A 25,586-nucleotide genomic window follows, 5' to 3' on the forward strand; every position below is an offset into this window, starting at 1 on the left:
TCGACCCATCGCGCGCAGGACGTCAGGCAGGCCGGTAGGTCAGCAGGACGTTGCCGGAGCGAAAGCTTGTCGTCCGCCACAGCTCGAGCGGGATGCGCCGGCTCACTGTGGAGTACAGAGAACGTCCTTCGCCCAGGATGATCGGACTCACCAGGATCCGCAGCTCGTCGACCAGCCCGAGTTCCAGCAGGCTGGCGGTCAGGGTGACGCTGCCGAACAGCGCGATCTCCCTGCCCGGCCGTCGCTTCAACTCCGTGATCGTGGCGGTCAGGTCCTGGCCCCGGTCGATCGTCGTGTTGTTCCACTCGGCCTTGTCCAGAGTGGAGGACACGACGACCTTCTCCACACTGTTCATGAACGTGGTGACCTCGGGGTCCGCCTCGGTGGCGGTCGGCCAGTACGACGCCATGAACTCATACCCCACCCGGCCGAAGAGCAACGTGTCGATGTAGGCATCGCTCTGGTTGGCGAACTGGAAGTATTCCGCGTCGACGTTCGCCCAGTCGAACTCGCCGTTCGGTCCCGTGTAGTAGCCGTCGAGGCTGGTGACGACGTAGGAGTACAGCGTGCGCAAGATGATCACCGGTTTCTGTGTCAGTACGGGTCAGGTGCTGCTCGACATACTGATGTTCGAGTTCCTCTGTCTGGTTTGTAGACCTCGAACAGACCGGAAAGTGAGCGGCGCGCCGTGCGGAATCTTCCTCCGACAGCGTCAGGAGTTGAGAACCACCAGGTTGACGATGGCGTTGAGCGTGACACCGATACCGATGGCACCGACGGTCCATCCCACGGCCTTGGCGCTGTTGCGGGCGAAGAAGTCACTGATCCGCCGCAGGGTCGGCTCCACCCGCTCGTGCCCGACGACCCGGAGAATCGTGAGGGCGACCGCGGGCAGGCACATCACGACGCAGTAGCCGGCGAGCCCGAGCGCGAACCGCGGGGCGCCGAGGTCGGCGCTCGCGAGGATGCCGATGGCGACCAGGTAGGGCAGCATCGTGAGGACCTCCAGCGTGGCCGCGATCACGGCGAGCCGGGTCATCCCACCACCGGACCCGGTCTCGGTCATGGCCCGATCCCGCCACTGCGCGAGTCGTCCCGGCTGTCCTTGGGTCCTCTTGGCGCGGGCTTCGAGCCAGTAGCTCAGCGCCACGACGCCCAGACCGATGACCAACTGCGCGACCCGCATCGGTTGTTCCGGGAGGCCGTCGAACGTGCCCTGGAGCGTATCCAACGCGGTGGTGGCTCCTGCGGCGATGGCCACCCCGGCCACGAAGTAGAAGGCGCCGATGGTCACGAGGTACCGAGCCACGTTGCCGACTCGGACGCGTCCCGGGGTGAGCAGGAGCCAGAGTGGGATCAGCAGCGTGCCGAAGCTGGTGCTGTCGAGGAGCGAGAGCCCGAGCAGGCCCGCGACTATCGTCAGAGTCATGAGGGCATCTCCGGGGCAGTGAACAGACGGTCGAGGTAGGTGCGTAGTGCGGCCGTGAGCATGTCCCGGTCGAAGCCATCGGTCGTGATGACGGCGTGGAGGGAGAGCCCGTCGACGTACGCCATCAGGCAGCGCGACTCGAACTCCGGATCGATCCCCTTGGGCAGCTCGCCATGGCTGATGGCGCCGCCGAGCACCCGCGTGAGCCCGTCCATCAGTTCCTGGCTGCTCTCGCGTTGGATCCGCCCTATCTCCGGGTCGTGCAGGGATGCCTGCAGGAACGCCAACCACACCTGGAACTCTTGCTCGCGATCCTCGTCTACGGGGAACAGCGTGGTGACGAGTTGGCTGGCGAAGTCGCGCAGCGGAGCCTGAACTGGCACGTCCTGGATGCGTCGCGAGGCGCGTTCGTACACCACCTGCATGCCGAACCGTAGGAGCTCGGCGCGGGTGCGGAAGTAGCGCTGGACCAAGCCGACCGACACTCCGGCTTTGGCGGCCACGTCGCGCAGAGTCGTCGCGGCGAAGCCACGCTCGGCGATGGTGGCGAGCAGCGCGTCCGCCACCTGCTGCCGGCGAACTTCGGGGCTCTCGTGTTTGGCCATATAAAAATAATACACACTGCTTTTTTTGACGCAAGGCGCGTCGACAGGGACCGAACTCCCGCGGCGCTACCCTCGCCCAGCCCCTTGTGCGGTGCGTCGGGGGACCTGGGCGCTCTTCGTTCTCCGTGCCCGCGCCTGCGGGCGCCGTCCGATCAACCGACGGCCGCGACCTTGGTGTCCTTCGCGTCGTGTTGGTCGCCCTGGTTGGTCTGGCTGGTGAAGTGTGGCCGCAGCACGAAGAACCCCACGGTGAGGACACTGACCGCGATGATCAGCATGTTCTGGACCGTCATGCTGGACAGCGTGAACGCCACTCCGAGCGTCCCCAGGACGACGACGGTTCCCAGCACGTACGCGATCTTCTTCTGCTGCTCGGTCATGGTTCCAACCTTCGTTGTCGGCTCTCCGTCTGTGTCTCCAATACTTCCGGAGCCGGTGGGATCCCAGTAGACACAGCCGTCACCGGCGGACCGAATGTTGTGCACCGGTCGCACGTGACAGGTGTCATGGGGTCAGGGCTCGCGAAGTCGCGCGTTGACCAGCGACACCAGTTGTTCGGCCGCGGTCACGGTGTCGTAGGCGGGGTCGTTGAGTTGCTCGCCGACGATGGCGTCGACGGCGCCACCGATGATGATGGCCAGGGTGCGCGAATCCTCCAGGGGGCGGCCGACGGTGGCGTCTCGGGCGGCGTCGAGGATCTGGGCCAGGGCCTGCCAGCGTTGGGGCGGTTCGGCCGCGGTTCCCTCCTCGATCATCGACTCCACGATCATGCGGGTGTGGCGGGGGTTCTCGTTGAGGTACCCGACCATTGACCGGATGTAGGCCGCGGGGCCGTCGGCGACCGGGGCGGCTTCGACGGCACTGGCGATGCTCCCCGTGAGTGCGGTCAGGACGTGCTCGTAGGCGGCTTCCACCACGGCCGCCTTGGACGAGAAGTGGTACAGCACGGCCGCCTTGGTAATGCCGGCGCGCTCCGCGATCCGGGCGAGGGACGCGCCCGCGTATCCACGGTCGGCCACCAGCTCGATCGTCACCTCGACCAACTGTGCCCGCCGGGCCCGTTCCGTCAGCGTGCCCTGCCCCTCCGGAGCGGGCGTTGAACGCTTCGTGTTTGCCATGTCCCGAATTCTACCGTACGGTCAGATTATTAACCGATCGGTTAGCAGGCCAGGTAGGGGGAGTCATGGAAGACGAGAAGCAGAGTAGGCCGACGGGGCGACGGCGTCGGCGGTTGTTCATCGCCCTGGGGGTGTGCGTGGTGTTAGTGCTGGCCATGAGCTACGCCTCGCGGACACCATCACCCGTGGGGCACTGGACGAGCGCTGAGGGGCGCGAGGCCTTCCTGGCCCACTACGACGAGACGTTCGCGGACATGCCCAGCCCCGACGAGGCGCTCGACATCCGTACCGACTACGGGCTCGTTCGCGCCTACCACTTCGCCGGCACGGGTGACGCGGAGGCGCCGTTGGTGATGCTGCCGGGCCGGTCCTCCGCCTCACCAGTGTGGGGCGAAACCCTGAATCCGCTGTTGGAGATCGGTGACGTGTACACCATCGACCTGTTGGGCGAACCAGGGCTGAGCATCCAGGATCGGCCCATCGCATCCGATGAGGAGCAGGCCGAGTGGCTGGAGCAAACGCTCGAAGGACTTCCCGAGGACACGTTCAACGTGGTCGGGCTGTCCATCGGCGGATGGACGGCCGCGAACCTCGCCGTCCACACAACTGACCAGTTGGCCTCGATGACCCTCATCGATCCGGTCTTCGTCTTCGACGGAATGCCGCTGAAGACCATCTTCCGGTCCATCCCGGCGGCGAGTTCGTGGATGCCGAAGTCCTGGCGGGACGGCTTCAACTCCTACACCGCCGGTGGCGCGCCCGTCGAGGACGAACCCGTCGCCGAGATGATCGAGGCGGGAATGAAGCACTACGCGCTCAAGCTGCCGCAACCCACCCTGATCGCCGAGGACCAGCTCGCCGACCTCGACATCCCCGTCCTGGCGATCCTCGCGGGCGAGTCCGTGATGCACGACTCCGAGAGCGCCATCGCCACCGCCGAACGCGTGCTTCCCAACGGCACGGTCCAGGTCTATCCCGACGCCTCACACGCGGTGCACGGCGAATACCCAGAAGAGGTCGCCGCCGACATCGCGGAGTTCGTCCGCGCCCAGACGTAGCGACACCGAACTTCCGGTGTCCCACCAGGCACCCGTCCCGCCTGGTGGGACACCGGAGTCGGCATCAGCGGTTGGCGTGGGACCTCCGGCCGTAGACCAGGGTCCGCAGCAGCACCTCGGCAGGGCCGCGCCGATTGTGTCTGCGCTGGACCTCGGCAAGGAGCACCGACGCCGACCATGTGGTCACCGCCACGACCACGGCGGTCGCCGCCGTCGCGTGCGCACCGAGGCCGAGGCCGTACGGCGCGAACACGATGGTGAACACGACGCTCTGGAACAGGTAGCAGCTCAGAGACCGTTCACCCACCGCCGCGATCGCCGACGTCACCGGACCGGTCGAGGAGGCGGGACTGGCGTCAGTCTCGTCGTCCGTCCGTCGCGTCAGCCACATCGTCGACAGGGCGATGAGGGCCGTCCAACCCGCACCTCCCACCCAGCCCGAGAGGTCGTGCACGACCCACAACATGCCCTCCAGCACGGGCGAGGGCGCTGGTACGAGTCCGGCCCCCACGAGCGCCACCGGAACACCACCGACGATCGCCGTTGCGATCCCAACCGTCCCCGTCCAGGTGAGCAGAGTCCGGTGGTCGTTCGGGCGCTCGAGGATCTGGCGGCGGCCGGCCCACATGCCCACCAGCAGGGGCGGCATGACAGTCATCAGCAGAGTCACGGGGGTGTAGAGCGTCCACTCTCCCAGTCGCTGCGTGCTCGCGGCGAGGAAGCTGCCCTCCACCAGGGACGGCGCGGCGGCAGCGGCCTCTTCCGGAGTCTCGGACGTGGCGGACGCGGCGTCGGCGAGCGTGAGCACGACGAGTGCCACCGTCGACACCACGGCGAACCCTCCCGCGGACCACAGCAGGACTCGGTCGCTGGCCCGGAGGAACCCGACGAACAGGAGCAGCCCGAGGCCGTAGGCGCCCACGATGTCGACCGGCAGGAACACGACGCCGTGGACCAGGCCGATCAGGAGCATCCAGAATCCGCGGCGACGCAGTACCGCACGCGCGTCGGCCCACTCGCCCCCCGCGTCCATTGTTCGACGCAGGATCCATGCCGTGCCGTATCCGAACAACAGGGAGAACAGCGGTATAGCACGCCCGTTCACGAGTGTGCGCTGCACGAACAGCAGGATCTGGTCGACACCTCCCTGGATGGTGTCGACGTGCGTGAGGAAGAACTGGGCGTTCACCAGTGCGATGAAGAGCAACATGAACCCCCGAGCGAGATCGGGGATGACGGCGCGCTGTCGGCGAATGGGACCGTGCGTCGGTGCGGGCGGGGACATTGGTTTCCTCCGGGGCATCATGGGGATGACGGGAAACCTACGCAGTCCGCGCCATACCGCCCATCCCCCTAACCCGAATCCTCAGGTGGGCCCAGCACCACCCCCACACCCGCCCGAACATGCGAGTGGGCCTCCTCGTCAGGTTTTCTCCACCCCCATCAGTGCTTCGCCGCCCTCATGGTTTGGGGTGCACAACCACGGGCTGCGGTGGGGGTGAATCCACCCATGGGTGGAGACGAGAAGCGAGAAGGCGACGGGCGCTCCCCAGAGTCGTCCTCTAGTAACCGCTAGTAGCGAAGTCGCGCGGACGGTTGCGATTCGTGGGGAAGCTTGGCGAAATTTCACGGAATGTGGTTCGTCTGAAGGGGTTTTCATTCGATTTGATTTCCGTAGTTGACTTCTCGAGGGAATGCACCTTTTTCGTTGGCGGTGAGGGGGTGGCGTCCGTCGCTGAAAAATGATCATTTGTCGAAGATCGTTGGTGGGGTGTGTGGTGGTTTCCCCTGGTTACTTGGGTGATGGGTGTGAATGATCGAATGGTCTGTCGGTTCTTGATCGTCGCTGGGTGTGGTTGGGAATAGTCAGGAGTTTGAGCTGGGTCTCAATGTCCCTGAGTGGCGCTAGTGTTCGGCATATTCGGTCGATGATGACGAAATATTGGAGATTCTTGTGGGTCTCACTTCCCCTGACCTGCGCCACAAGGGAAAAGAACGCGGCCTGAAGGGTGCGCACTATCCGGCCCTCTGCCATGGTGCGGACGTCGCCGCGGTGGCGATCGTGGTGTGGCGGCGTTTCGTCGCTCCCGGGTTACGCGCCACCATCGCCGGGGCGATGGGGGTGACGGAACGCGAGGCCGAGAGGATCATCGCGTTCTGGGCCGCGCTACATGATGTCGGGAAGGTCGAGCCGCACATGCAGCGCAAGCTGAAGGCGCGGCTCCCGTCCAGCTATCCGGCTCCAGCCGGAAAACCCGTCCCGCACGACAGGGTCGGCTGTCTCTGGCTGACGGTAGCGCTGGTCGAGGCCGGGTACCCGTCGCCGACCTCCGATGACCCGCTGACTCACCTGGTCGCGCAGATGCTGGGCGGCCATCACGGGCGATATACCGCACAGGTCTCTTCTCGCGGTGATCTGCGTACCACCATCGACCTGCCCGAGGACATCTGGGACGAGCAACGGTTCGCCTACCTGGCCGCCATGCGCGACCTCCTAGGCGACCCACCGCGTCCGCCGGCACTCGACCCGACGACCGCAGTGCTCGTCACCGGCATTGTCGTGCTGTCCGACTGGCTGGCGAGCCAGGAGCACTTCATCCTGGAGCGCGTCCCCGCCTCACTCGACGACTTCGACCTGCGGACCCACTTCGAAGGAGTTCTGCGGCGAGCCCCCAGTCTTCTGACCGAGGCGGGACTGGACCGCCTTCGTACTCCGCCGGCGAGCTTCGCGGAGACGTTCCCGGACATCTCCATCCCCCACGCCTTGCAGCAGTCCATCGCCACGCACCTGCCAAGGCTCGTCACAGACACGCCGGGCTTGTTGATCGTCACCGCCCCCACCGGTGAAGGCAAGACCGAGGTCGGGCTCTTCGCCTCTGACCACATGGGGGAGGCGTGCGGTCGCCCCGGACGCACCTTCCTCCTGCCGACCATGGCCACCGCGAACAGCATGCACACTCGGGTGCGGGACTTCGTGAGGCGGCGCGCCGACGCCCCTGCCCCGTTGATGAAACTGCACTCGATGGCGTGGCTCGACCAGGAGTTTCTTCCGGCGTCTCCCAGACCCGACTCCGCCATCCTCAGCAGCGACGAGTTCGACGCTGCCCTGGCGCCCACCCAGTGGCTCTATGGGGGACTCCGGGCGCTCCTGGCCTCCTGGGGTATCGGAACGTTCGACCAGGCCCTGCTCGGAATCCTCCCCACCCGGCACAACGCGGTGCGGCTGTTCGGCCTGGCCGGGGGATCCGTGGTCGTCGACGAGGCGCACGCCGTTGACCCTTACATGCGGTTGGAGATGGAGCAGCTCCTGCGCTGGTTCGGCCGGTTCGGCGTCCCGGTCGTGTTGCTGTCCGCGACGCTGCACCGTTCCGTTGCGGATGCCTACGCACGGGCCTACCTCGAGGGCCAAGAGGCGAAACTGCCACGCTCGCTGCCGGGGCGGCGGGGAAAGAAGTCGGGTCGCGAACCCGTGGTGGGCCACCTCAACTATCCCGGCTGGGTGTGCGTCACCACAGAGGACAACACTCCGGTGGTGACGCACAACCCCGAACCGATCACCGTCACTGAACGACCGGCACTCACCGTCACCACCACATTCGTCCCGCTCCGCGAGCACCCCAGCCCCTACGGCAACAAGACCGACCACGAACTCGATCGCGTCGCCGCACTCGGTGAGCAGCTCGCCCCGGTGTTCACGTCCGGGGGCTGTGCCGCGGTGATCTGCACGACCGTGGCGGAAGCGCAAGCCACCTACGAGCTCGTGAAGCAACTTCGCCAAGACGTGGGCGCGAGTACCACCGAGCTGCGGCTGCTACACGCACGGTTTCCGCAACGGCAGCGGGACCGCATCACAGAGGAATTGGTCTACCGCCTGGGCCGTGATGGAGCAAAGGATCGGCCCGCATCGATGGTTCTGGTGGCGACGGCGATCATCGAACAGTCTCTCGATATCGATGTCGACCACATGATTACTGACCTCGCCCCGCTCGCGCTGCTCCTCCAGCGGGCGGGGCGGTGTTGGCGGCATGAGGCCTGGCGTGTGGCCGACAAGGACGTGCCGGTGTTCACCCGTGGCCCCTTTACCGAGCCTCGGGTCAGTGTGCTCACACCTGAGGAATTCGTGGACAAGGAAGAGCTCCCCGGTGCATGGCGCGCCATTCACGGTACGTCGCTGCTGGTCCGAACCACCAATCTGCTACGCGAACACGGGGAGAAGGTCCGAATCCCCGAGGACGTCCAGGATCTGGTGGAACAGGTCTACGACGCCGATCGCATCCGGGCGAGGGACGAGGCGGAGTATGAGCGTATGGCCAAGGAGACGGCTGAGCGTCAGCAGGGAGAGGAAGCGATCGTGCCCACGCCGGCCGCCCTGGACTATGGTGCTGACCTGCTGCGTATGAACAACGGAACGCTCTCCGACGAGGCGGTCACCACCCGCCTCGGTGCCGACTCGGTCCGCGTCGTGTGCTGCTTCCGAGACCCCGATGGGACGCTGTGGGCGGACCCAGAGGCCACCCAGCTCCTCCCTGGAGCCGAGCCCGAACGCACCCGCCCCCTCACCCGCGACGAGGCCGCGACCGTGATGAGCCTCAGCATTCCGGTGCGCGGCGGCAAATGGCAGACGCGGCTCAGCGACGCGGACCTGACAGTTCCCACCCCGTGGCAGAACCGCCCGCAACTCGAACGCGTACTCCTCCTCCCCCATCCCGTGACCGAACCCGGCCATCCCACCCCCGCCTCCCTCGGCGGAAGGTCCTGGTTTCTCGACCCTGAGCTGGGGCTCAGGGTCGATGTTCCCGAGCGTCAACGACACTGAGGCGCCGTGGGTCCACCCGTCGCCTTGCGAATAAATGGTCGGGCGGCTATGGTCTGTGACGCTGGACTCCTCATCCAGAAAGGAGCGGCGTGGTGCGAGGCGTCATCACCACACATGACCTGGTGGTCTGGGGTGCTGGAGGTAGCGGGGGATTGCTACTGGGGGTGATTATCGGCTTCCTGGCGGCTTTGGCGATGCTGTGAGCTGTGCTCCGCCCCCAGGGGCGGAGCACAGACCACCCCCACGTGCGTGGGACTCGCTCCCGGGTCAGGTCGTATGTGCCGCCCGTCGCCGGTCCATCACCGCGTGCGCGGTGCCCTCAAGGTTAGCAAGACCTTACTGGTGGCACGGAAGAAGCGACAGCTCAATTCGGGTCTCTTCGCGTGGCGGCCAATCTGGACCGGGTGAATCGGTGGAGATTTCCCCAATCTCCTGACAGTGCCACCGGTTTCGCGATATCGTGAAATGAATTAACAAGATCCACCCCACGATGAGCCCCTCCTGCTCTCGTCCCGAGATTCTCACCCCTTGAGTCACTGCCAGGGAGAGACACCCGATGTTCAATCTCGCCACATCCGGATTCGTGACCCCGCAGGGGCTCGATGGCACGGTCGACGCTCCGATCGGCCTGGAGGCACTGCTTCGCGACGCCCACAACTACTCGGGAATGGAGCTCCCGCTTCCCCCGGCGATGGCCGGTTTGTACCGGATCCTCGCGCTACTCGCCGCTCGCGTCACCGGATTGGACGACTACGACCGGGAGCACGAGTGGCAGGTCGCGCGCGACCAGGTATTGGCCGAAGGGGCGTTTGACGCCGAGGCGATCACCGCCTACTTCGATGACTACCGGGACCGATTCGAGCTCTTCGACGCGAAGCGTCCGTGGGGACAGGACCCGCGCTTGCGGGATGAGTGTGACAAGTCGTCCGGCATCAACAAGCTGGTGTGGGGAAGACCAGCCGGGCGGACCCAGGTGTGGCTTCGCCACGTTGACGACCGAGAGGCCCGGCCCGTGCCCGCGGCAGAGGCTGTGCACCACCTGATCGCCACGCTTTACTACGGCCCTTCCGGTCTGTGCTCCCGGCGAACCGCGAACGGTGTGACCGCGGGTAATTCCGCCGCCGGACCACTACGGGGCGCGCTGTCCATCCATCCGGTCGGACGCACGCTGTTCGAGACGATCGTGCTCAACATCCCCTTCGTCAGCAGCGAGATCGAGGGCGATCCCGCGTTCTGGGAGCGAGACGAGCTCCGTGATCCCACCTTCGCCCCCGACCCCGGCAACGGTCTCGCCGGCGTTCTCACCAACCAGGTACAGCACGCCGTCCTGCTGTATCCCTCCGATGATGGGCAAAGCGTCGTCGACGCGACCGTCACCTGGGGGGCGCGCCCCCCGCGAGACGGTGCCACCCCCAAGAATCCCGATCCATTCCAGGTGTACGTGACCACCAAGGACGGCCGAGAGTTCGCGCGGTCCGCGGACGCCAGCCGTGCGGTGTGGCGGGATGTGGACCCGATCCTCCAGGACACCGAGCGCGACGCCGGCAGGACCACCCGACCGAAGATCATCACGACCTTCAGCCGCGCCCTGCGCGGACGCCCCGACCTCCGCATCCAGGTCTTCGGCTTCGACCAGGACCGTCAGGCGCGGGACAAGGCGTGGTTCACCGCCGAAACACCACCGGTACTCCACTGGCTTAGCGCTGAACCCGAGCAGGCGGGCGATGACAAGAAAGTTAGTCGGGTCCTCAATCACCTCCGTGCGGCCACCGACGCCGCTGAGGACACAGGTTGGCAACTGGAACGCACCCTGACACAGGTGGGGCGGGAGTGCGGGTTGGTCGGCGGATCCACCGGTGGCGACCGCGCCCCGTGGAACGAACTCAGTATGGCCCGGTACTGGCGCAGGGCGGAGGCAGTGTTCTGGGACGCGGTCACCGGTGACGCTCCCGTGACCCCGAATCGGTTCATCTCTGTGGCGCTTCAGGTCTACGACACGGCCACCGACGACTACCGACACCGTCCACGGGTGGCTCGCGCGGTGGCTCGCAACGTCGGCTCCCTTTACCGCAACTGGGTTACCGAACCCACCATTAGCAGCGAAGCGACGGAAGGGCGGAACGAATGAGTCAACCTCCGGAACGCGAGGTGTTTCAGCGGCGGATCAAGACCTTCGTGGAGGACATTAGTGAGGTCGTGGAGCACCGTTCGCGAGAGCGCGCCGCGCTGCGTCGTTCCCTGGGCGGTGACCCCAGCAAGATCGACGAGGTGCATCCGATCGCACGTCGAGTGGTCGTCCCACACATCGCCTCTGATGACTGGCGCCCGCGTGAACGCGCGTTTTACACCGTGGCTTCCTTGATCGCCGCGCAACCTCGCAAGCGTCAGCTGGACCTGAAGTCCGACGGCGACGAGGCCGTGCCGATGGGGGAGGTACCGCCGGAGCAAGAGGAAACACCGGTTGACACATCGCGCGGGGAGGACGGAACGCCCGAGCGCGAAAAGCGCCTCAGACGGAACCTCGGCGCCGCACTCGCCAACGCGGCGGTGGATCGTGCGAAGGCCGCGCACGGTATCCGCCTTGATGACGATCCGAAAGCAGTTCGCTCCCCTGAGGAGGACCGGCTCCATCTCCTTTGTCGGCAGGACAACGACGGTCTGCACCGATTCATCCCCAAGGTGACGCGCCTCTTGCGTGCCCGGGACCGGACTCCCGACTGGGAGGTCCTCACAGAGGACCTCGCCTATTGGAGTGGTCGTGGCCGGGACATCGTGGCCAAGAACTGGCTCGACGGCTTCTACCGAACCCTCGAGGCCAGGAAGCGGTACGAGCTGAAGAAGAACGACGACACCAAACAGACGACGACCCCCGAAGAGGACAACACATGAGCAGCGCCGCGTATCTCGACATTCACGCCCTGCAGACTCTCCCGTACTCCAACGTCAATAGAGATGATCTTGGTGCCCCGAAGACACTTGTCCTGGGCGGCAAGGAACGAACCCGTGTCTCCAGCCAGAGCTGGAAGCGCGTGGTGCGCCACCAGGTGGAGGAACGACTCGCCGATCCCACCTACCGCACGCGTCGCTTGATCGCCGCAGTCGCTGAATGTCTGGGAGAGAAGCACGAGTGGTCGGAGGAGCTCGCGCTCCAGGGCGGGGTTGAGGTCGTGCGCGCCATGGGATCGAAGGGGGTGAAGATCGAACCGCCGAAGAAGAACAGTGACGGCAAGCCCGATCTCACGATCCCGCGCGACACCTCGGTGTTGTTCTTCGTCCCCCCATCGGCGGTGGAGGCACTCGCTCACCTCGCGTCCGAGCACCCGGACGAGATCACGGCGCAGTTGAACGCCAAGAAGCCCAGCTCCAAGGGTGTACTCCCCACCGCGGAGATCGAGGAAATCCTCGCAACGCGCAACGCCTCGGTCCGGCTGTTCGGGCGGATGATGGCCGAGCTCCCCTCCAGCCACGTCGACGGCGCGGTGCAGTTCGCGCACGCGTTCACGGTGCACAGCACCAACATCGACGTCGACTTCTTCACCGCCGTTGACGATCTCCTTGGGGAGGGGGAGACGGGCAGCGGTCACATGAATGAGGGCATGTTCGCCGCCGGCACGTTCTACCGTTATGCCAACATCAACCTGTCCCAGCTCGCCGCCAACTCCGACGGCGACATCGGCACCGTGAAACAACTCGCTGGTGAGTTTCTGCGGGCGTTCATCGACACCGTCCCTAGCGGGAAGCAGAACGCCACCGGCGCCACTACCGTCCCCGAACTGGTGCACATTGCGGTGCGCGGCGACCGACCGGTGTCCTTCGCCGGTGCCTTCGAGCAGACGGTCGAGGGGCACCGGGGCCACATGGCCGATGCCCAAGGGGTGCTCAGCTCCTACGCCGCTGACCTCGCCAAGGTGTGGTGGCCGGACACCGTCCTGTTCAGCGGACACAGCCGGTTTGGTGAGGCCATGGAGCTCTCCGGGCTGGGCCAGGAAGTCGACGGCTACCCACAACTGATCCAGGCGGCGCTCGGCGCGATCACCGACGGTGGACCGCGGGGAGCGTCCCGGTGACCGGGCTGCTGCTGCGCCTCGCGGGACCCATGCAGAGCTGGGGCGAGGACCGCGTCTTCGGCCGGCGAAACACCTTGCGGCACCCTACCCGCTCCGGACTGATCGGTTTGTTCGGAGCGGTGCGGGGGGTCCCTCGGGGCGGCAGCTTCGCCGAGTACGACGACATCACCGTCACGGTGCGGATCGACCGTGATGGCCTCTACATGTCGGACTATCAGACGGCCGGGGGCGGCCTCCCTGCGAACAGGACCGCCCCCATGGCTGGCGGCGGGTACCGTGACCGCAGCACCGCAACGATCCAGACCTGGCGTCCCTTCCTCGCGGACGCGGTCTTCACGGTGGCGGTGACCGGCCCGGAGTCGGTCATCCGGCCCACGGCCGAAGCCCTGGAGGCTCCCTTCTGGCAGCCTTACCTGGGGCGGCGCTCCTATCTGCCGGAGCAGCCCATGCTGCTGCGCTCCGGTGTCGCCGACCCGGCTGACGCCCTGCGCACCCGCCTCCCTCTTCCGCCTCAGCGCGACCGCACGACAGGCGTCGAATTCATCCACGAACACCCCCTCGAGGACGCGTCCCGTCACCACACCCGCACGTCCGTGAAGGATGTTCCGCTCCCCGACCGCATCGGCGACGGAGTGGAACGATCCTTCGCGACGCGGGACGTCGTGGTCACCACCGAAGCGCTCCCCGAGGAACTCCACCACGACGAGCACGAGGCGTACCGAAAGGCCTTGCGCGCCTTCATCCTGGAGGGACGTTAGACATGCGCCTATTGCTCAGCAAGATCTCCATGAGCCCCCACCGCCTAGGAGTCCAGTTCGCCCAGGCCGGCGACCACCACCGCATGTTGCTGAAAGCCCTGGACACCGCGCTCGGGCCCACCCAGTCGACCACCCCACGCGCGGACGCCGGACTGCTCTTTCGGGAAGAAATCACTCGGCGTGGGTGGTCGCTGCTGGTCCAGAGCCAGCTGCCCCTCGATGGCGATCAGCTCGGTCCCGGCTACGCGCTGGATGGCACCCGCGACATCTCTCCCATCCTGAATCACCTGCACGAGGGACGTCGAGTGCGGTACCGGGTCGTCGCCGCGCCCATCCGGCGTCTCGGCAAGACCGACAAGCCCCGTGACCTGATCGGTGCGAACGGCGAACGGCTCCCGTCCGGGGAGATCACGATCCCGCTGCGGGGCCGTGCCGCTGAACAGTGGTGGGTCGGCAAGGCCGAGGCCGCAGGACTGATCCCGGAGAGCGTGTTGTCGCGTCCGGTTGGCAACGCGGTCGACAACCGCCGCAGGAACGGCAGGAAGCCGGTACGCCTGCCCGCCGTGTGTTTCGAGGGCACCGCTCGGATCCGCGACGGGGCCGCAGTGGGGACGGCCCTCGCCCACGGCATTGGCCGGGGAAAGAACTTCGGACTGGGGCTGCTCAGCCTTACCTCAGGAGAGTGAGCACATGTCAGGTTTCGACCCCCGAAGGGACCTCAACCGTCCTACGCTCGCGATGCTGCCCCGCGTCTCGGACAACTTGTCCTTCCTGTTCGCCGACCGGGTACGCATCACCCAGAACGACACCGGTGTCCATGCGGAGACCACGACCGAGGACGACCGAATCCAACGTGTCGCTCTCCCCACCGCGTCGATCGCCTGCCTGATGTTGGGGCCTGGCGTTTCGATCACGACCCCCGCGATGGCGACGTTCTTTCGCCACGGAACCACCATCGTCACCACAGGAGCAGGCGGCATCCTGTACTACGGCGCTCTGCAGTCCCGTGAGAAGTCCACTACGTGGCTACAGAAGCAGGTCAGCGCCAGCAGCGATGAGAAGCGGCGAGAGCGGGTCGCGCGGGCTATGTACGAGATGCGATTCGGCGACGAGCCCTTTGACGGAGTGTCCATCGCGGAGCTACGCCGGATGGAGGGCCGGCGAATGCAGGCCCTGTACAAGTCCTACGCCACCAAGTACAAGCTGAAACCGTTCCGCCGCACGTTCAATCCCGAGGAATGGGACACCAGCGATCCGGTGAACCGCGCGTTCTCGTCCGCGAACTCCGCCCTGTACGGCGTAGTGCATTCCGTCCTCGCCCACCTCGGCCTCTCGCCGGCAGTGAGCTTTGTTCACCAGGGGAAACAACACTCGTTCGTCTACGACATCGCGGACCTCTACAAACATGAGACCACGATCCCCCTCGCATTCTCCCTGCACTCCTCGTCCGAGCCCGATCGTGACGCCCGCCGGAGTCTGCGTTCCCAGTACCGCCTCTACCGGATGATCCCGCGCATCATCCAAGACACGCAGCTTCTGCTCTCCCTCGATGATCCCGATTTCGAGGACCGGTTCGAGGAGGAGGTCCCGAAGAACTGGCGCGTCACCGACCTGTGGGATCCCGAGACAGGATCGGTGGCCGGCGGGGTGAACTACGGTCGCGAACCGTTCCCCGACGATCCTGACTCACTCGAGAGGGACTGATGGGCGCAATGGTGGTGATCACAACGACCGCGGTCCCTGACAGCCTGCGGGGTGCCCTGTCCCGATGGATGGTAGAACCCGCCCCCGGCGTGTTCGTCGGCACCATGAGCACGCGGGTCCGGGAAGAACTATGGGCCCGGGTCGAGGAGTCCATCGAAGACGGGGCGGCGACGTGCATGCATCCGGCAGACAACGAACAAGGATTCGACCTGCTCACCGCAGGTCAACGCCGTCGTGAGGTTGCCGATTGGGACGGCATCCAACTGATCCGTTTCAATCCGCTCGATTCACCAGGACCCGAGGACCCGAAGGATCTCCAGGGCGGTTGACCGCCTCCGCCCCAGCCCTCGGCCGTTCGCCTAGCTAGGTGGCGGCTGGGGCGGAGGCTGCGCCGGCCCCGGCGGCTGTTGTGTGGGGGGTTGGGCGTAGGTCGGGTGAGTTGGTCCGTTGGGGGGTGGGGTGTGGCCGTGTGGGGGGTGCCACGGGGTGGGGTGTGGCTTCGGGGGTGCGGCGAGGCCGCGGATGAGGAGTACGACGCCGACGCCGCTCAGCAGGAGTCCGATGAGGCCGGTGGGGAGTGCGACGATCAGCCCGAAGCCGATGAACGTGGGCATCAGGACCGCCAGGATCAGTGCCACCAGCCCGACGAGCCCGAGCATGATGCCCGAGATCAGGAGTACGGTGTTGACCTGTCGCCGCGGTCCGGTGGGGTGGGCCATCCGCGTCCTCCGCTCGCTGTGCGTACCCCGTCAGGATGCCAGCGGCAACGGCGACGGACAAATGGGTCCGGCGACGGAGAGCCATTAGTGAGAGGGGGCGGCGTGGCTGACGCCGACGGCATCGGTGTCGACGAGGGAACGCGGACGATGCTCCTGTTGATGCCCCGACTGGTGGGACGGGCGAAGCGAACGCCACCGCCGGAACCGCTGCGTTCGTTCGACCTCGCCCCCCGCCACCTGTCCGTGCTCGCCTACCTGCTCTTCGACGGTCCCCTCACCGTCAACACCTTGGCCGCGCGCCTGGAGGTGGCACCCACGACGGTGAGTCTGATGGTGGGGGACCTCAGCCGGAAGGGCGTGCTGGAACGCCGGGAGGACGACGCCGACCGACGCCGCACCATCGTGCACATCGCCGACGCGCATCGCCCCGCGGTCGAGGAGTGGCTTTCGGCGAGTGCCCGCGCCTGGCGTGAGGTGCTCGCCCCTCTCACCCCAGGGCAGCGTCGGCTGGTCGTCGACACCCTGCGTGCTTACGAGGAAGCGCTCACCGACGCCGACGACTGAGTCTCGCGCAGCCCGTTTGCGCCCCCGCGCCGCAGCCAGAACCACGCTCCCGCGATCAGCACGAGCATCGCCCCTGTGGCCGGCAACCCCTCGAACAGGCCGGCGAAACCAGCGCCTCCCGCGTAGTGCGAGGGCTCCGCGATCACGAGCACGACAAGCCCCATGGCCTCGCTCTGTCCCAGCCACTGGCCTACTCCGTCGGGCACGGTGATCGTGAACAGGAACCAGGGAAGGATCAGCACCGCCGCGTGGAACGCGGTCGCCGCCCACAGGTTTCCGCTGCTCAGCGTGATGAGCGCCGCGAACACCGACCACAGGAAGATGTTCAGCATCAACACCCAGTGCGGTTCGTGCAGCGTGGATCCCGGGAGCAGGATGGCCAGGTTGAAGAAGTGGAACGCGGAGAAGCAGACCGACGAGACCAGGACCCCCGCCAGCACTCCCCAGCGGGCGCCGACCGCCTGCAGCATCCACCCTCGGAAGAGCTGCTCTTCGATCCCGATCATCACGACGCGCATGAGAAGCATCAGCGTGCCTCCGATGAACATGCCGGCCGCGCCGTCCGGACCGAAGTCGCCGACCCGGTCCACCGAGGCGATGCCCGACGCCAACGCGATCCCGTACCAGCCGACGATGAAGGCGACACCCCACACCGTGCCCCAGCCGAGCCCTCTGAGCGTCATCCAGCCGAAGCCGAGCCCGGTCGACCGGAAGAACGTGCGCCGTTCGTACCACCGCAGCCACACGAACAGCACGACGTAGGGGAATACGTAGCCCAGCGGAATGGCGACGAGCTCCAGCAGGAACAGGGAGTCCGGATCCTCGACCCCCGCCGACAGGCGGTCCATGAGTGGGCCGACCATCAGCATCGACGGCAGGAGGCCCAGCATGTAGAAGATCTGGGTCAGTGGGATCGTGGCCAGTGGATGGGTGGCGCGCACGCCGGATGAGCCGGCACGGATGAACTCGTCGCCGATCGTGCGGCGTGCGGGCGGAGGGTGGGAAACCATGCCGGAACGGTAGGCGCGCCATGACTCCGGGCACATCGCGCCAGAGAACGACTCGGGTCACGCCGTGGGTCATGTCGGAGTACGTGACTAGGACATGACCCCCGTGGGGATGTGTCCCCGTGACGCCGGTGCTAGCTTCGGCGCATGAGCGCGGGAGACGACGGGGGAGCGCGGGGCCTGGACCAGTGGGTCACGCTGAGCGGCGATGGAGGCCGCCCACCGGTGCTGGTGCCGATGTTCTGGGGCACCTTCGTCGCCCACGCGGTGTTCGGTCTCTACACCGTGGTCGCCGAGCCGGAATCCCGGTTAGCGGGGGTGGACGCTTCCGGACCGCTCGAGCTCATGGAGGCCGGACATCTGCTCGCCTTCATCCTGACCGGGGTGTTGTGGCCGTTCCTCAACTGGTCGGTGCGTCCGGTGGGACGACGCCCGGTCGTTCTCAGCCTGGCCTTCTTCGCCAGCGCGTTCCTGATGGTGCTGACGTCAGGTGGGACCACGGTGTTCATCCTGGCCTGCCTGGGCTTGGCCAACGTCACCCTCGTGCTGGGCCCACGGGTAGCGGTCGCCTGCGCGGTGCTGTTCTGCCCCGCCCCCATCGTGTTGTTCGTCGCGCGGGGAGACTGGATGAAGGGGGTCCTGGAGGCGTCCCTCTTCCTCTGTCTGAACGTGGCGGTGATCCTGGTGTTTCGGGGACTCATCGCCGCACGGGAACGTGCCCGGCACACGCGTCACCTGCTCGTCGACCTCGAGGAGGCACACGCGGAGCTTCGTCGTTACGCCGAACGCACCCGGGAACTCAGCGTCGCCGAGGAACGGGCCCGGATGGCGCGGGAGATGCACGACTCCGTCGGGCACTACCTGACGGTCATCAACATGGGTCTCGCGAACGCGGAACGATTCCGCCGTGCCCGTCCCGACCAGGCGTGGGAGGAGGTGGCCGATGCCAAGCGCCTCACCCAGGAGGCCCTCGCCGACACCCGACGGTGGGTGCGCGCCCTACGCCCCTTGAGTCTGGAGGGGCGCGCCGGCCCGGAGGCGATGCAGGCCCTGGCCTCCGCCTTCTCCGGCAGTGGGATGGACGTCGCGTTCTCCACCTCGGGGGAGTGGCCGGGCCTGGGAGAGGAAGCCGAGCTGGTGTGCTACCGAGTCGTGCAGGAAGGACTGACCAACGCCGCGCGCCACTCCGCGGCATCGCGGGTTTCCGTCAGCGTGGAGTGCGTGCCGGACCGGGTCACCGTCACCATCGCCGACGACGGCCGCGGGGCGCCGGAGGAGGCCACGGAGGAGGGGTGGGGAATCAGCGCGTTGGGCGAGCGTCTCGCCGCGGTGGGCGGCGCCCTGACCACTGGGAACCGGGACGAAGGTGGTTTCTTCCTCCGGGCGGAGCTTCCCACCCCGCACGACACCGCACACCCCGCCCCGCTGATCACCAGTCCGGCGCGAGCATGACATCCGAGCCAGCGGTACGGGTCCGGGTGCTCATCGTCGACGACCAGGTGCTGATGCGCCAGGGGCTGCGCAAACTCCTCGAGCTCGAGGACAGCGTGGAGGTCACCGCCGACGCCGCCGGCGGAGCCGCCGCACTCGCACATCTCGCCACCGCCGAGCCGCCGCCCGACGTCGCCCTGGTCGACGCACACATGCCCGGCATGGACGGCATCGCGCTCATAGCCCGCCTGACCGTCGAGCACCCCTCCGTCGCGGCCGTCATCCTGACCACATTCGACGAGGACGACTACATCTTCGGCGGCCTGCGGGCCGGGGCCAAGGGCTACCTCCTCAAGGACACCGATCCCGACGAGCTGGTCTCCTCCCTGCACCGCGCGGCCCGGGGAGAAATGGTGCTGGGCAGCGCCGCCGCGTCGCGCCTGGTGGAAGCGCTCCAAGGAGCGGCGACACCACGAGCGGCCGAGCCCGAAGCCACCTCGCCGCTCTCCGAACGTGAGACGGAGGTCGCCCACCTCGTGGGGGAGGGCGCGACGAACCGGCAGATCGCGCGTCGCCTCTTCATCACCGAGGGGACGACGAAGAACCACATATCCAGCATCCTCCGCAAACTGGAACTGCACGACCGAACACAGCTGGCGGTGTGGGTGCGACGGTCGGGCCCGACCGACCCCACCGGTTGAGGGGAGAGGGAGCGGTGGGAAGAAGGCCGCGCCCTTCGGGAGCTCACGCCGTCGAGGCCGCGGCGTGACCCCGGCTACCGGTACTCGTTCTCCTTCAGTTCCACCACGAAGGCACGCCGTTCCTTGATCTTGGCGTCCTCCATGACGAACACCTCACCCATGGCCATACGCATCACCGTGCCGTCGGCCCGGCGAACCTCACCGGTGAGCTCCGCCATGACCACGTCGTCCTCCTCGACCAGTCGCACGATGGTGAGTGTGGGGCTGCCGGTGAAGTCGGGGTTCTCTATCTCCCGGTCGTAGGCCTCCTTGCCGCTGATCCGGAACATCCCGAAGACGGTCCACTGGATGTCGTCGGTCAGACAGTCAAGGATCTGCTGGTGGTCGGACCTGGTGAAACCGTCGATGTATCGCCGCACGGTCTCCTTGTTCGCGGATATGCTCCCCCCCGTTCGCCGAGCCGTCCCAAGGTCATACCCGTCCCTGGGTCGACGCGAGCGACGCGGCGGTCCCCTGGGTGGGCTCGGCGGCCTCCTCCGGGAGCAGGTGTGCCAGCAGGAGCTTGACGAGCAGAACGGGGCCGAACCACGCGACCACCGGGGGCACGCTCGCCACGGTGGCCAGGAGGGTGAGCCCCAAGACCACCAGGGTGAAGGCGAGGGGTCGACGCAGGCTCGGCGGAGCCGCGGTGACGAGTACCGCGGCCACCAGTGTCGCCGCGTAGATCGTCGTGGCTGTGATCCAGGAGAAGCCGGGAATCACCAGGGCCAGCAGGAACGGCTGAATATGGCAGGCCACGAACAGGAGGTGGTGTCGAGCGGTGCGTCCCTCCCGGTGGTACCAGCGCTTGGCGGATCGGGTCGCGTTGACGACCGCTCCGCCAAAGAGGTCGAAGGCAACGACCCCGACCACCACGATGGCGACGACCGGAAGCTCGGACCGAAGAGCCAGGGCAAGGGTCAGTGCCGTTCCCGCGAATGCCGCACCGAATCCGACGACGATCTCTCCGGTGGTCGCCCGCGGCGCGATGAGTATGTCGATGATCCTCATGCCCGAATCCCCTCGACGCACAGATCGATGATCGGTTCCGCCAGGTCAGCGAGCTCCACGGCGGGGTCCGCCAACCGCTGCAGCAAGCATCCCTCCACAGCCCCGATGATGACGGCCGCGTGGCCTTCGCCAACCCCTGGCCGTAGGGCTCCTTCGCTCAGCGCGTCCCGCAGCAGTTCGGCGATCCGATCCCGATACGCGCGGTAGATCGCGGCCATGTTCAGCGACAGGCCCGTCCCCTGGAGGTCCAACACCACCTGGGCGTGGTCGGGGGCGGAGGCCAGCATCGCGACCACCGAACGTAGAAGACGTTCGAGCCGCACCAACGGCGGCCCGTCACCGACCGACTCCAGGACTTCACGTGCGCGGCTGGCATAGGAGGAGAAGACGGCCTCCAGCAGCGCGTCCTGGTTCGTGAAGGACAGGTACACCGTGCCCTTGGCGACCCCCACCTCCCGCGCGATGTCCTCCATCCGTGTGGCGGCGAAGCCCTGCCGGGCGAACACCCGCACCGCCGCGTCCAGGATGAGCTCTCGTCGTTCGTCCGCGTCGACTCGTTTGGCCATGAACCAACTATGACTGACTGTTCAGTCATTTTCAAGTCTCAAGGTTTTCCCGATTGTTCGCCAACACCTGGGACAGTCCCACGTGGTCGTCGGGCATTCCACGCCAGGCGATGTACCCGTCGGGGCGAATCAACAGGGACGCGTGATCGTCGATGTCGTATCGGTGGCGTAGGGGGTCCGGGGCGCGTATCACGATGTCGGCATGGCTGGTCGATGAGCCGTCGGCGTCCAGGACATGAACGACCCGCGTTGGATAGCCGGACGCATCGACGAGTGCGCGCAGCGCCGATCCGGTGGCGCCGCTGATGTTCCCAACGACCAGCAGCGTGTGGAACGTGGAGTCGAGGACGTCGAACAGTGACGTGTCCGAGGTGAGGCCTACGTCCGGAGCACGATCCCCGGCCCGGACCGAATCGTCGTGCGCGGCGCCGGTCGAATCCCGGTAGGAGACGTCGACCTGAGTGAGTGCCCGCGCCAGGGTCCGCTGCACGGTCGGTCGACCGAGCACTCGCGAGGCGATGGTCCTGCGCGCCGCGGTGCTCACCGGGTTGCGCAGCAGGGTCATCCGGGTGATCCGGCGGGTGCCTCGCACCAGGCGCCGGGCTACGGGGGCGCGTTCGGTGGCGTAAGTGTCAAGCAGGGTGCGGGCAGCGTTTCCACGGATGACGGCCGCTAGCTTCCAGCCGAGATTGAACGCGTCATGGATCCCCGTGTTCATTCCCTGGGCGCCCACCACCGAGTGAATGTGGGCGGCGTCGCCGGCGAGGAACACGCGGCCCTGCGCGTGGCGCGCCACGGAACGTTGGTTGATCTGGAACCGTCCCGCTTCTCGGATCTCGGCGATCCGGGAGCCAGACGGAGCGCCCCGCTCCACAGCCGCCTCCAGCTCCGCCCGCGTCACCTCTCCCGAAGTCGTGTCACCGATGCCCTGCGCCGTCGCCACGCGGTGCAGGCCATCAGCCATCGGGAAGAACGCGATGAAGTCGCCCCGATGCAGGAAGGCGAAGAGTTCGTCGTTGGGCAGAGCCCAGTCCATGCGCAGGTCCGCGACGGCGAAGTTCTCTTCGAAGGTGCTTCCGACGAAGGGGATCTTTAGAAGACGCCGGACGCTGCTGCGCGCACCGTCACAACCGACGACCCACGCCGCGCTGGTCTCCTCGACAGTGCCGTCCCGATGACGCAGTGTCGCGTGCGCGGCATCGACGGTCTGATGGAGATCCACGAGTTCGACGTCGCGCTCCACCACGACGCCCGCGTCGGCGAGCCGGGTCGACAACAGTTCTTCCGTCTGGTTCTGCGGCAGCATAAGGAGGAATGGATAAGGACTGTCCACGTCCCGCAGGGTCAGATGCAGGATCTGGTGCCGCTCGCTGAAGACGCGGAAGTCCGTCACCGTCAGACCGAGGTCGATGGCCGGCTCGGCGAGGTCCACCCTTCGCAGTAGCTCCAATGTTCGGGCTTGGACGCCGAGTGCGCGCGTCTGCGTGGTCACCCCGGAGGAGGCATCAACAACGCGGACGCCGACTCCCCGTCGTGCCAGTTCGATGCCCAGCGTGAGCCCCGTGGGGCCGGCTCCAACGATCACTACGTCTGTGGTCATTCCGTCTCACTCCTCAGACCTCGTCGTCGTTATCCCGGTGGGAAGCGCGGCGAGGAACAGCGCCACGTGCGAGCGCACGTCGATCTCGCAGTGGGCGGTGTCCTCCCCCGCGGGAGCCACCAACAGGCCGTTCATCAACACCTGCACCACGAGCGGGCCCACCAGCATGCGCGCCCCGGCCATGACGTCGATCTCGCCGATGACGCCGGCTTCGTGCGCTGTTCGCAGTAGAGCCGCCGCTCGATTCAGCGCTTTCTTCGGGACGGCCTCTCGGAAGACCTCGCCGATGTGCGGGAGACGCGGAGTCTCGGCGATGACGATCCGTGCCAATTCCAGGTAGTCGCGTTGCATCAGGCGCGCGGACAGGTGTGTCGCGAACTCGGTCAACGCGGTTTCGAGGTCGTGCCGGGTGCGCGGCGACGGCATCGTGGAGGCGGACTCCTGGTTGCCCAGGATGAGATGCTCCAGGACGTCGGCCAGGATCGCGTCCTTGTTCGGATATCGGGCGTAGAGCGTCTCCTTTGAGACCCCGGCCTTCCGGGCCAGTGTCGACGTGCTCACACGGTCGAATCCATGTGCGAGGAACAGCTCTCGTGCGGCGGCACGGATCTGCTGGACCTTGACGTCGTGCTGCGGCAGTGCCATCAACATCCTTCACATCAATCGAACTGAACGGTACGGTACGATCCTAGCACGAACCGAACAGTTCGGTTCGGATGACGGAAGGGAAGATTCATGATGAAAGCAGTACGTATGCACGGCACCGGCGAACCTGATGTGCTGTGGGTCGACGACGTCCCGAACCCCGTGCCTGGTCCTGGTGAGGTCGTCATCGCCGTCGGAGCGGCGGGAGTCACGTTCGGGGACGTCATGGCTCGGCGGGGTGCCTTCGGGTCCGTGAATGTTCCCACCGGACTCGGGATGCAGGTCGCCGGCGTTGTCTCGGCCGTCGGCACATCCGATGCGGCGGTTGCGATCGGCGATCGCGTCGCGGCACGCGTCGCCGCCGGGTACGCCGAGTACGCGGTCGCCAGGATCGACGACCTGATCTCGGTACCAGAGACAGTGGATCTCGCGTCCGTCAGTTGCCTGCCGGTCCAGGGAGTGACCGCTTACCAGCTCCTCGTCGACGCCGCCCGGCTGAGCGCGGGCGAATCGGTGCTGGTCCACGCAGCGGCGGGGGGAGTCGGGGGGCTGGCGGGCCGTCTCGCGAAGTTGCTCGGTGCCTCGACCGTGATAGGAGCGGCCGGGGGGCGGGCCAAGCTGGACCGTGTTCGCGCACCTGGCGCACAGGCGGTGGTGGACTATCACAATCCGCGGTGGCCGGACATGGTGCTGGAGGCGACTGAGGGAGCCGGTGTTGACGTCATCCTCGACTCCGTCGGGGGTGAGGTTTCACAGCGTGGCGCGTCCGTCCTCGCGCCGTTCGGGCGAACCGTCGTGTACGGCGCCGCGGGCGGAGTCCCCGCGTTCGACGCCATCGGGCTTATGTCCGCCAACCAGTCGGTGATCGGATACTCGCTGTTCGGCTGGGATCGGCGGCCGACTCGCACCGCCGCGGCGCTGTCGGCGCTGTCGGAGTACGTTGCCTCCGCGGAACTGCGCACGGATCCGGGACAGACCTTCCCCCTTGAGGAGGCCGCCACGGCACACCAGCTCATGGAGGCTCGAGAGACGGTCGGAACCACCGTGCTCCTCACCGATGTTCGGTAACAGGGCTGGAGACGATGAACTCCGACCCCGATTTCTCACCCAATGACCGGGGGAGTGCGTCTAGTCGACGTAGCCGGAGAAGTAGACGGGCTCGCGTTCTCCCACGTCCCGGATGTCGACCTCGACCTCGAGGTAGTCCTCGTGGTCCATCATCACGCAGGCGAAGTCGCCGGTCGCGCTCTCGCCGAGGGCCATCCCGGTGTTGTTCTCCAGTCGGAGGGTCCAGGCGATGAACGGTTCGTTGGAGGGGATCGCGGTGTTGCTGCTGGTTCCTCGGTAGAAGTCCGACACCTCGACCAGGAGGCCGTCGTCGTACTCGAAGGTGCCGACGAGGTCCATGGTGTCACCCGGCCCACCAGCGGGTCCGTCAACATCCACGTCGACGTCGTCCACCTCGATGTCGGGAACCTCGGGGGGCTCGGGGGCGGGGCTGGGCGCGAAGACACAGCCTGAGAGGCCGAGCGTGGTCGCCGCCAGGAGGGCGGAGGCGTGCAGGACAGGCTTACGCATGGGGATCTCCAAGCAGGGGTCGCGGCGATTCCGCCGACTGGGCGTGAACTGTTCGCGGGAGAGGCGGACCGTCGTCGGACCCGACCGGCCCTTCGGTCGGTCTCCGAACGGGCGCCTTCAGGGGAGCCGAACCGGCAGCACGCGTGTGCCTCTCCGCGCCAGAGGAGAGG

27 protein-coding genes are annotated in these 25,586 nt (G+C 66.7%); 13 read left to right on the plus strand and 14 right to left on the minus strand.

The window, feature by feature from the left end; all coding sequences use genetic code 11:
- Positions 1 to 22 precede the first annotated feature (22 nt).
- From J4H86_RS22685 to J4H86_RS22705, 5 genes are all read right to left on the minus strand, one after another.
- A complete protein-coding gene (locus J4H86_RS22685; RefSeq protein ID WP_236540165.1) occupies positions 23 to 583 on the minus strand; it encodes a dihydrofolate reductase family protein in 561 nt (186 codons plus the stop codon).
- Between the two features lie 129 nt (positions 584 to 712).
- Positions 713 to 1,429 carry a GAP family protein gene (locus J4H86_RS22690; RefSeq protein WP_236540167.1) on the minus strand — a complete coding sequence of 239 codons (717 nt, stop codon included), beginning with the start codon at positions 1,427 to 1,429 and terminating at the stop codon, positions 713 to 715.
- Positions 1,426 to 2,034, minus strand: a complete 609-nt coding sequence (locus tag J4H86_RS22695; RefSeq protein ID WP_236540170.1) for a TetR/AcrR family transcriptional regulator — start codon at positions 2,032 to 2,034, stop codon at positions 1,426 to 1,428. Before J4H86_RS22695 ends, J4H86_RS22690 begins: the two co-directional genes overlap by 4 nt.
- A gap of 152 nt (positions 2,035 to 2,186) precedes the next feature.
- On the minus strand, positions 2,187 to 2,414 hold the full coding sequence (locus J4H86_RS22700; protein WP_236540172.1) for a hypothetical protein: 228 nt from the start codon (positions 2,412 to 2,414) through the stop codon (positions 2,187 to 2,189).
- A 132-nt stretch (positions 2,415 to 2,546) separates the two neighbouring features.
- Positions 2,547 to 3,152 carry a TetR/AcrR family transcriptional regulator gene (locus tag J4H86_RS22705; RefSeq protein ID WP_236540174.1) on the minus strand — a complete coding sequence of 202 codons (606 nt, stop codon included), beginning with the start codon at positions 3,150 to 3,152 and terminating at the stop codon, positions 2,547 to 2,549.
- Between the two features lie 65 nt (positions 3,153 to 3,217).
- Between J4H86_RS22705 and J4H86_RS22710 the strand changes: the two genes are divergently transcribed.
- On the plus strand, positions 3,218 to 4,210 hold the full coding sequence (locus J4H86_RS22710) for an alpha/beta fold hydrolase (RefSeq protein ID WP_236540176.1): 993 nt from the start codon (positions 3,218 to 3,220) through the stop codon (positions 4,208 to 4,210).
- Between the two features lie 64 nt (positions 4,211 to 4,274).
- Here J4H86_RS22710 and J4H86_RS22715 read toward each other — a convergent pair whose 3' ends face one another.
- Positions 4,275 to 5,495, minus strand: coding sequence for a DUF418 domain-containing protein (locus J4H86_RS22715; protein ID WP_236540178.1), 1,221 nt, complete (start codon positions 5,493 to 5,495; stop codon positions 4,275 to 4,277).
- 669 nt (positions 5,496 to 6,164) lie between these two features.
- Here J4H86_RS22715 and J4H86_RS22720 point away from each other — a divergent pair.
- The 8 genes from J4H86_RS22720 to cas2e all read left to right on the plus strand — a co-directional run bounded on the left by J4H86_RS22720 (position 6,165) and on the right by cas2e (position 15,884).
- Positions 6,165 to 9,026 carry a CRISPR-associated endonuclease Cas3'' gene (locus J4H86_RS22720; RefSeq protein ID WP_236540180.1) on the plus strand — a complete coding sequence of 954 codons (2,862 nt, stop codon included), beginning with the start codon at positions 6,165 to 6,167 and terminating at the stop codon, positions 9,024 to 9,026.
- A 556-nt stretch (positions 9,027 to 9,582) separates the two neighbouring features.
- On the plus strand, positions 9,583 to 11,154 hold the full coding sequence (gene casA / locus J4H86_RS22725; protein ID WP_236540181.1) for a type I-E CRISPR-associated protein Cse1/CasA: 1,572 nt from the start codon (positions 9,583 to 9,585) through the stop codon (positions 11,152 to 11,154).
- On the plus strand, positions 11,151 to 11,915 hold the full coding sequence (gene casB, locus J4H86_RS22730; protein WP_236540183.1) for a type I-E CRISPR-associated protein Cse2/CasB: 765 nt from the start codon (positions 11,151 to 11,153) through the stop codon (positions 11,913 to 11,915). Before casA ends, casB begins: the two co-directional genes overlap by 4 nt.
- Entirely contained in the window at positions 11,912 to 13,093 is a 1,182-nt protein-coding gene (gene cas7e / locus J4H86_RS22735; RefSeq protein ID WP_236540186.1) for a type I-E CRISPR-associated protein Cas7/Cse4/CasC, read from the plus strand. Before casB ends, cas7e begins: the two co-directional genes overlap by 4 nt.
- A complete protein-coding gene (gene cas5e, locus J4H86_RS22740) occupies positions 13,090 to 13,851 on the plus strand; it encodes a type I-E CRISPR-associated protein Cas5/CasD (protein WP_236540188.1) in 762 nt (253 codons plus the stop codon). The genes cas7e and cas5e overlap by 4 nt, the downstream gene beginning before the upstream one ends.
- A 2-nt stretch (positions 13,852 to 13,853) precedes the next feature.
- Complete coding sequence (locus J4H86_RS22745; RefSeq protein ID WP_236540190.1) at positions 13,854 to 14,537, plus strand: type I-E CRISPR-associated protein Cas6/Cse3/CasE; 684 nt, start codon at positions 13,854 to 13,856, stop codon at positions 14,535 to 14,537.
- A 4-nt stretch (positions 14,538 to 14,541) separates the two neighbouring features.
- Positions 14,542 to 15,555, plus strand: coding sequence for a type I-E CRISPR-associated endonuclease Cas1e (gene cas1e, locus J4H86_RS22750; protein WP_236540191.1), 1,014 nt, complete (start codon positions 14,542 to 14,544; stop codon positions 15,553 to 15,555).
- Positions 15,555 to 15,884: a type I-E CRISPR-associated endoribonuclease Cas2e gene (gene cas2e, locus J4H86_RS22755; RefSeq protein ID WP_236540192.1), complete on the plus strand. Its 330-nt coding sequence runs from the start codon at positions 15,555 to 15,557 to the stop codon at positions 15,882 to 15,884. Before cas1e ends, cas2e begins: the two co-directional genes overlap by 1 nt.
- A gap of 30 nt (positions 15,885 to 15,914) precedes the next feature.
- Here the strand turns inward: cas2e and J4H86_RS22760 are convergent, their stop codons facing one another.
- The gene (locus tag J4H86_RS22760; RefSeq protein WP_236540194.1) at positions 15,915 to 16,274 is read right to left on the minus strand and encodes a hypothetical protein; all 360 of its coding nucleotides are present in this window, start codon (positions 16,272 to 16,274) and stop codon (positions 15,915 to 15,917) included.
- A gap of 102 nt (positions 16,275 to 16,376) precedes the next feature.
- On the opposite strand from J4H86_RS22760, the gene J4H86_RS22765 reads away from it, so the two are divergent.
- Positions 16,377 to 16,838: a MarR family winged helix-turn-helix transcriptional regulator gene (locus J4H86_RS22765; protein ID WP_236540196.1), complete on the plus strand. Its 462-nt coding sequence runs from the start codon at positions 16,377 to 16,379 to the stop codon at positions 16,836 to 16,838.
- On the opposite strand, the gene J4H86_RS22770 is transcribed toward J4H86_RS22765, so the two are convergent.
- On the minus strand, positions 16,805 to 17,848 hold the full coding sequence (locus tag J4H86_RS22770) for a CPBP family intramembrane glutamic endopeptidase (RefSeq protein ID WP_236540198.1): 1,044 nt from the start codon (positions 17,846 to 17,848) through the stop codon (positions 16,805 to 16,807). The genes J4H86_RS22765 and J4H86_RS22770 overlap by 34 nt on opposite strands.
- Before the next feature lie 144 nt (positions 17,849 to 17,992).
- Between J4H86_RS22770 and J4H86_RS22775 the strand changes: the two genes are divergently transcribed.
- Both J4H86_RS22775 and J4H86_RS22780 read left to right on the plus strand, forming a co-directional pair.
- A complete protein-coding gene (locus J4H86_RS22775; protein WP_236540200.1) occupies positions 17,993 to 19,297 on the plus strand; it encodes a sensor histidine kinase in 1,305 nt (434 codons plus the stop codon).
- The gene (locus J4H86_RS22780) at positions 19,294 to 19,977 is read left to right on the plus strand and encodes a response regulator (protein ID WP_236540202.1); all 684 of its coding nucleotides are present in this window, start codon (positions 19,294 to 19,296) and stop codon (positions 19,975 to 19,977) included. Before J4H86_RS22775 ends, J4H86_RS22780 begins: the two co-directional genes overlap by 4 nt.
- Before the next feature lie 74 nt (positions 19,978 to 20,051).
- On the opposite strand, the gene J4H86_RS22785 is transcribed toward J4H86_RS22780, so the two are convergent.
- The 5 genes from J4H86_RS22785 to J4H86_RS22805 are packed head-to-tail and all read right to left on the minus strand — an operon-like array spanning position 20,052 to position 23,838.
- On the minus strand, positions 20,052 to 20,396 hold the full coding sequence (locus J4H86_RS22785) for a nuclear transport factor 2 family protein (protein WP_236540204.1): 345 nt from the start codon (positions 20,394 to 20,396) through the stop codon (positions 20,052 to 20,054).
- A 52-nt stretch (positions 20,397 to 20,448) separates the two neighbouring features.
- The gene (locus J4H86_RS22790) at positions 20,449 to 21,027 is read right to left on the minus strand and encodes a hypothetical protein (protein ID WP_236540206.1); all 579 of its coding nucleotides are present in this window, start codon (positions 21,025 to 21,027) and stop codon (positions 20,449 to 20,451) included.
- On the minus strand, positions 21,024 to 21,593 hold the full coding sequence (locus tag J4H86_RS22795; RefSeq protein WP_236540208.1) for a TetR/AcrR family transcriptional regulator: 570 nt from the start codon (positions 21,591 to 21,593) through the stop codon (positions 21,024 to 21,026). Before J4H86_RS22795 ends, J4H86_RS22790 begins: the two co-directional genes overlap by 4 nt.
- A gap of 31 nt (positions 21,594 to 21,624) precedes the next feature.
- Positions 21,625 to 23,193: an FAD-dependent monooxygenase gene (locus J4H86_RS22800; protein ID WP_236540210.1), complete on the minus strand. Its 1,569-nt coding sequence runs from the start codon at positions 23,191 to 23,193 to the stop codon at positions 21,625 to 21,627.
- Between the two features lie 6 nt (positions 23,194 to 23,199).
- Positions 23,200 to 23,838: a TetR/AcrR family transcriptional regulator gene (locus J4H86_RS22805; protein WP_236540212.1), complete on the minus strand. Its 639-nt coding sequence runs from the start codon at positions 23,836 to 23,838 to the stop codon at positions 23,200 to 23,202.
- Between the two features lie 90 nt (positions 23,839 to 23,928).
- Here J4H86_RS22805 and J4H86_RS22810 point away from each other — a divergent pair, with 90 nt between their 5' ends.
- Positions 23,929 to 24,906, plus strand: a complete 978-nt coding sequence (locus J4H86_RS22810) for a quinone oxidoreductase family protein (RefSeq protein ID WP_236540214.1) — start codon at positions 23,929 to 23,931, stop codon at positions 24,904 to 24,906.
- A 60-nt stretch (positions 24,907 to 24,966) separates the two neighbouring features.
- On the opposite strand, the gene J4H86_RS22815 is transcribed toward J4H86_RS22810, so the two are convergent.
- Positions 24,967 to 25,416, minus strand: a complete 450-nt coding sequence (locus tag J4H86_RS22815; protein ID WP_236540215.1) for a hypothetical protein — start codon at positions 25,414 to 25,416, stop codon at positions 24,967 to 24,969.
- Between the last annotated feature and the right edge of the window lie 170 nt (positions 25,417 to 25,586).

It is taken from the genome of Spiractinospora alimapuensis, assembly GCF_018437505.1.
GTDB lineage: Bacteria > Actinomycetota > Actinomycetes > Streptosporangiales > Streptosporangiaceae > Spiractinospora > Spiractinospora alimapuensis.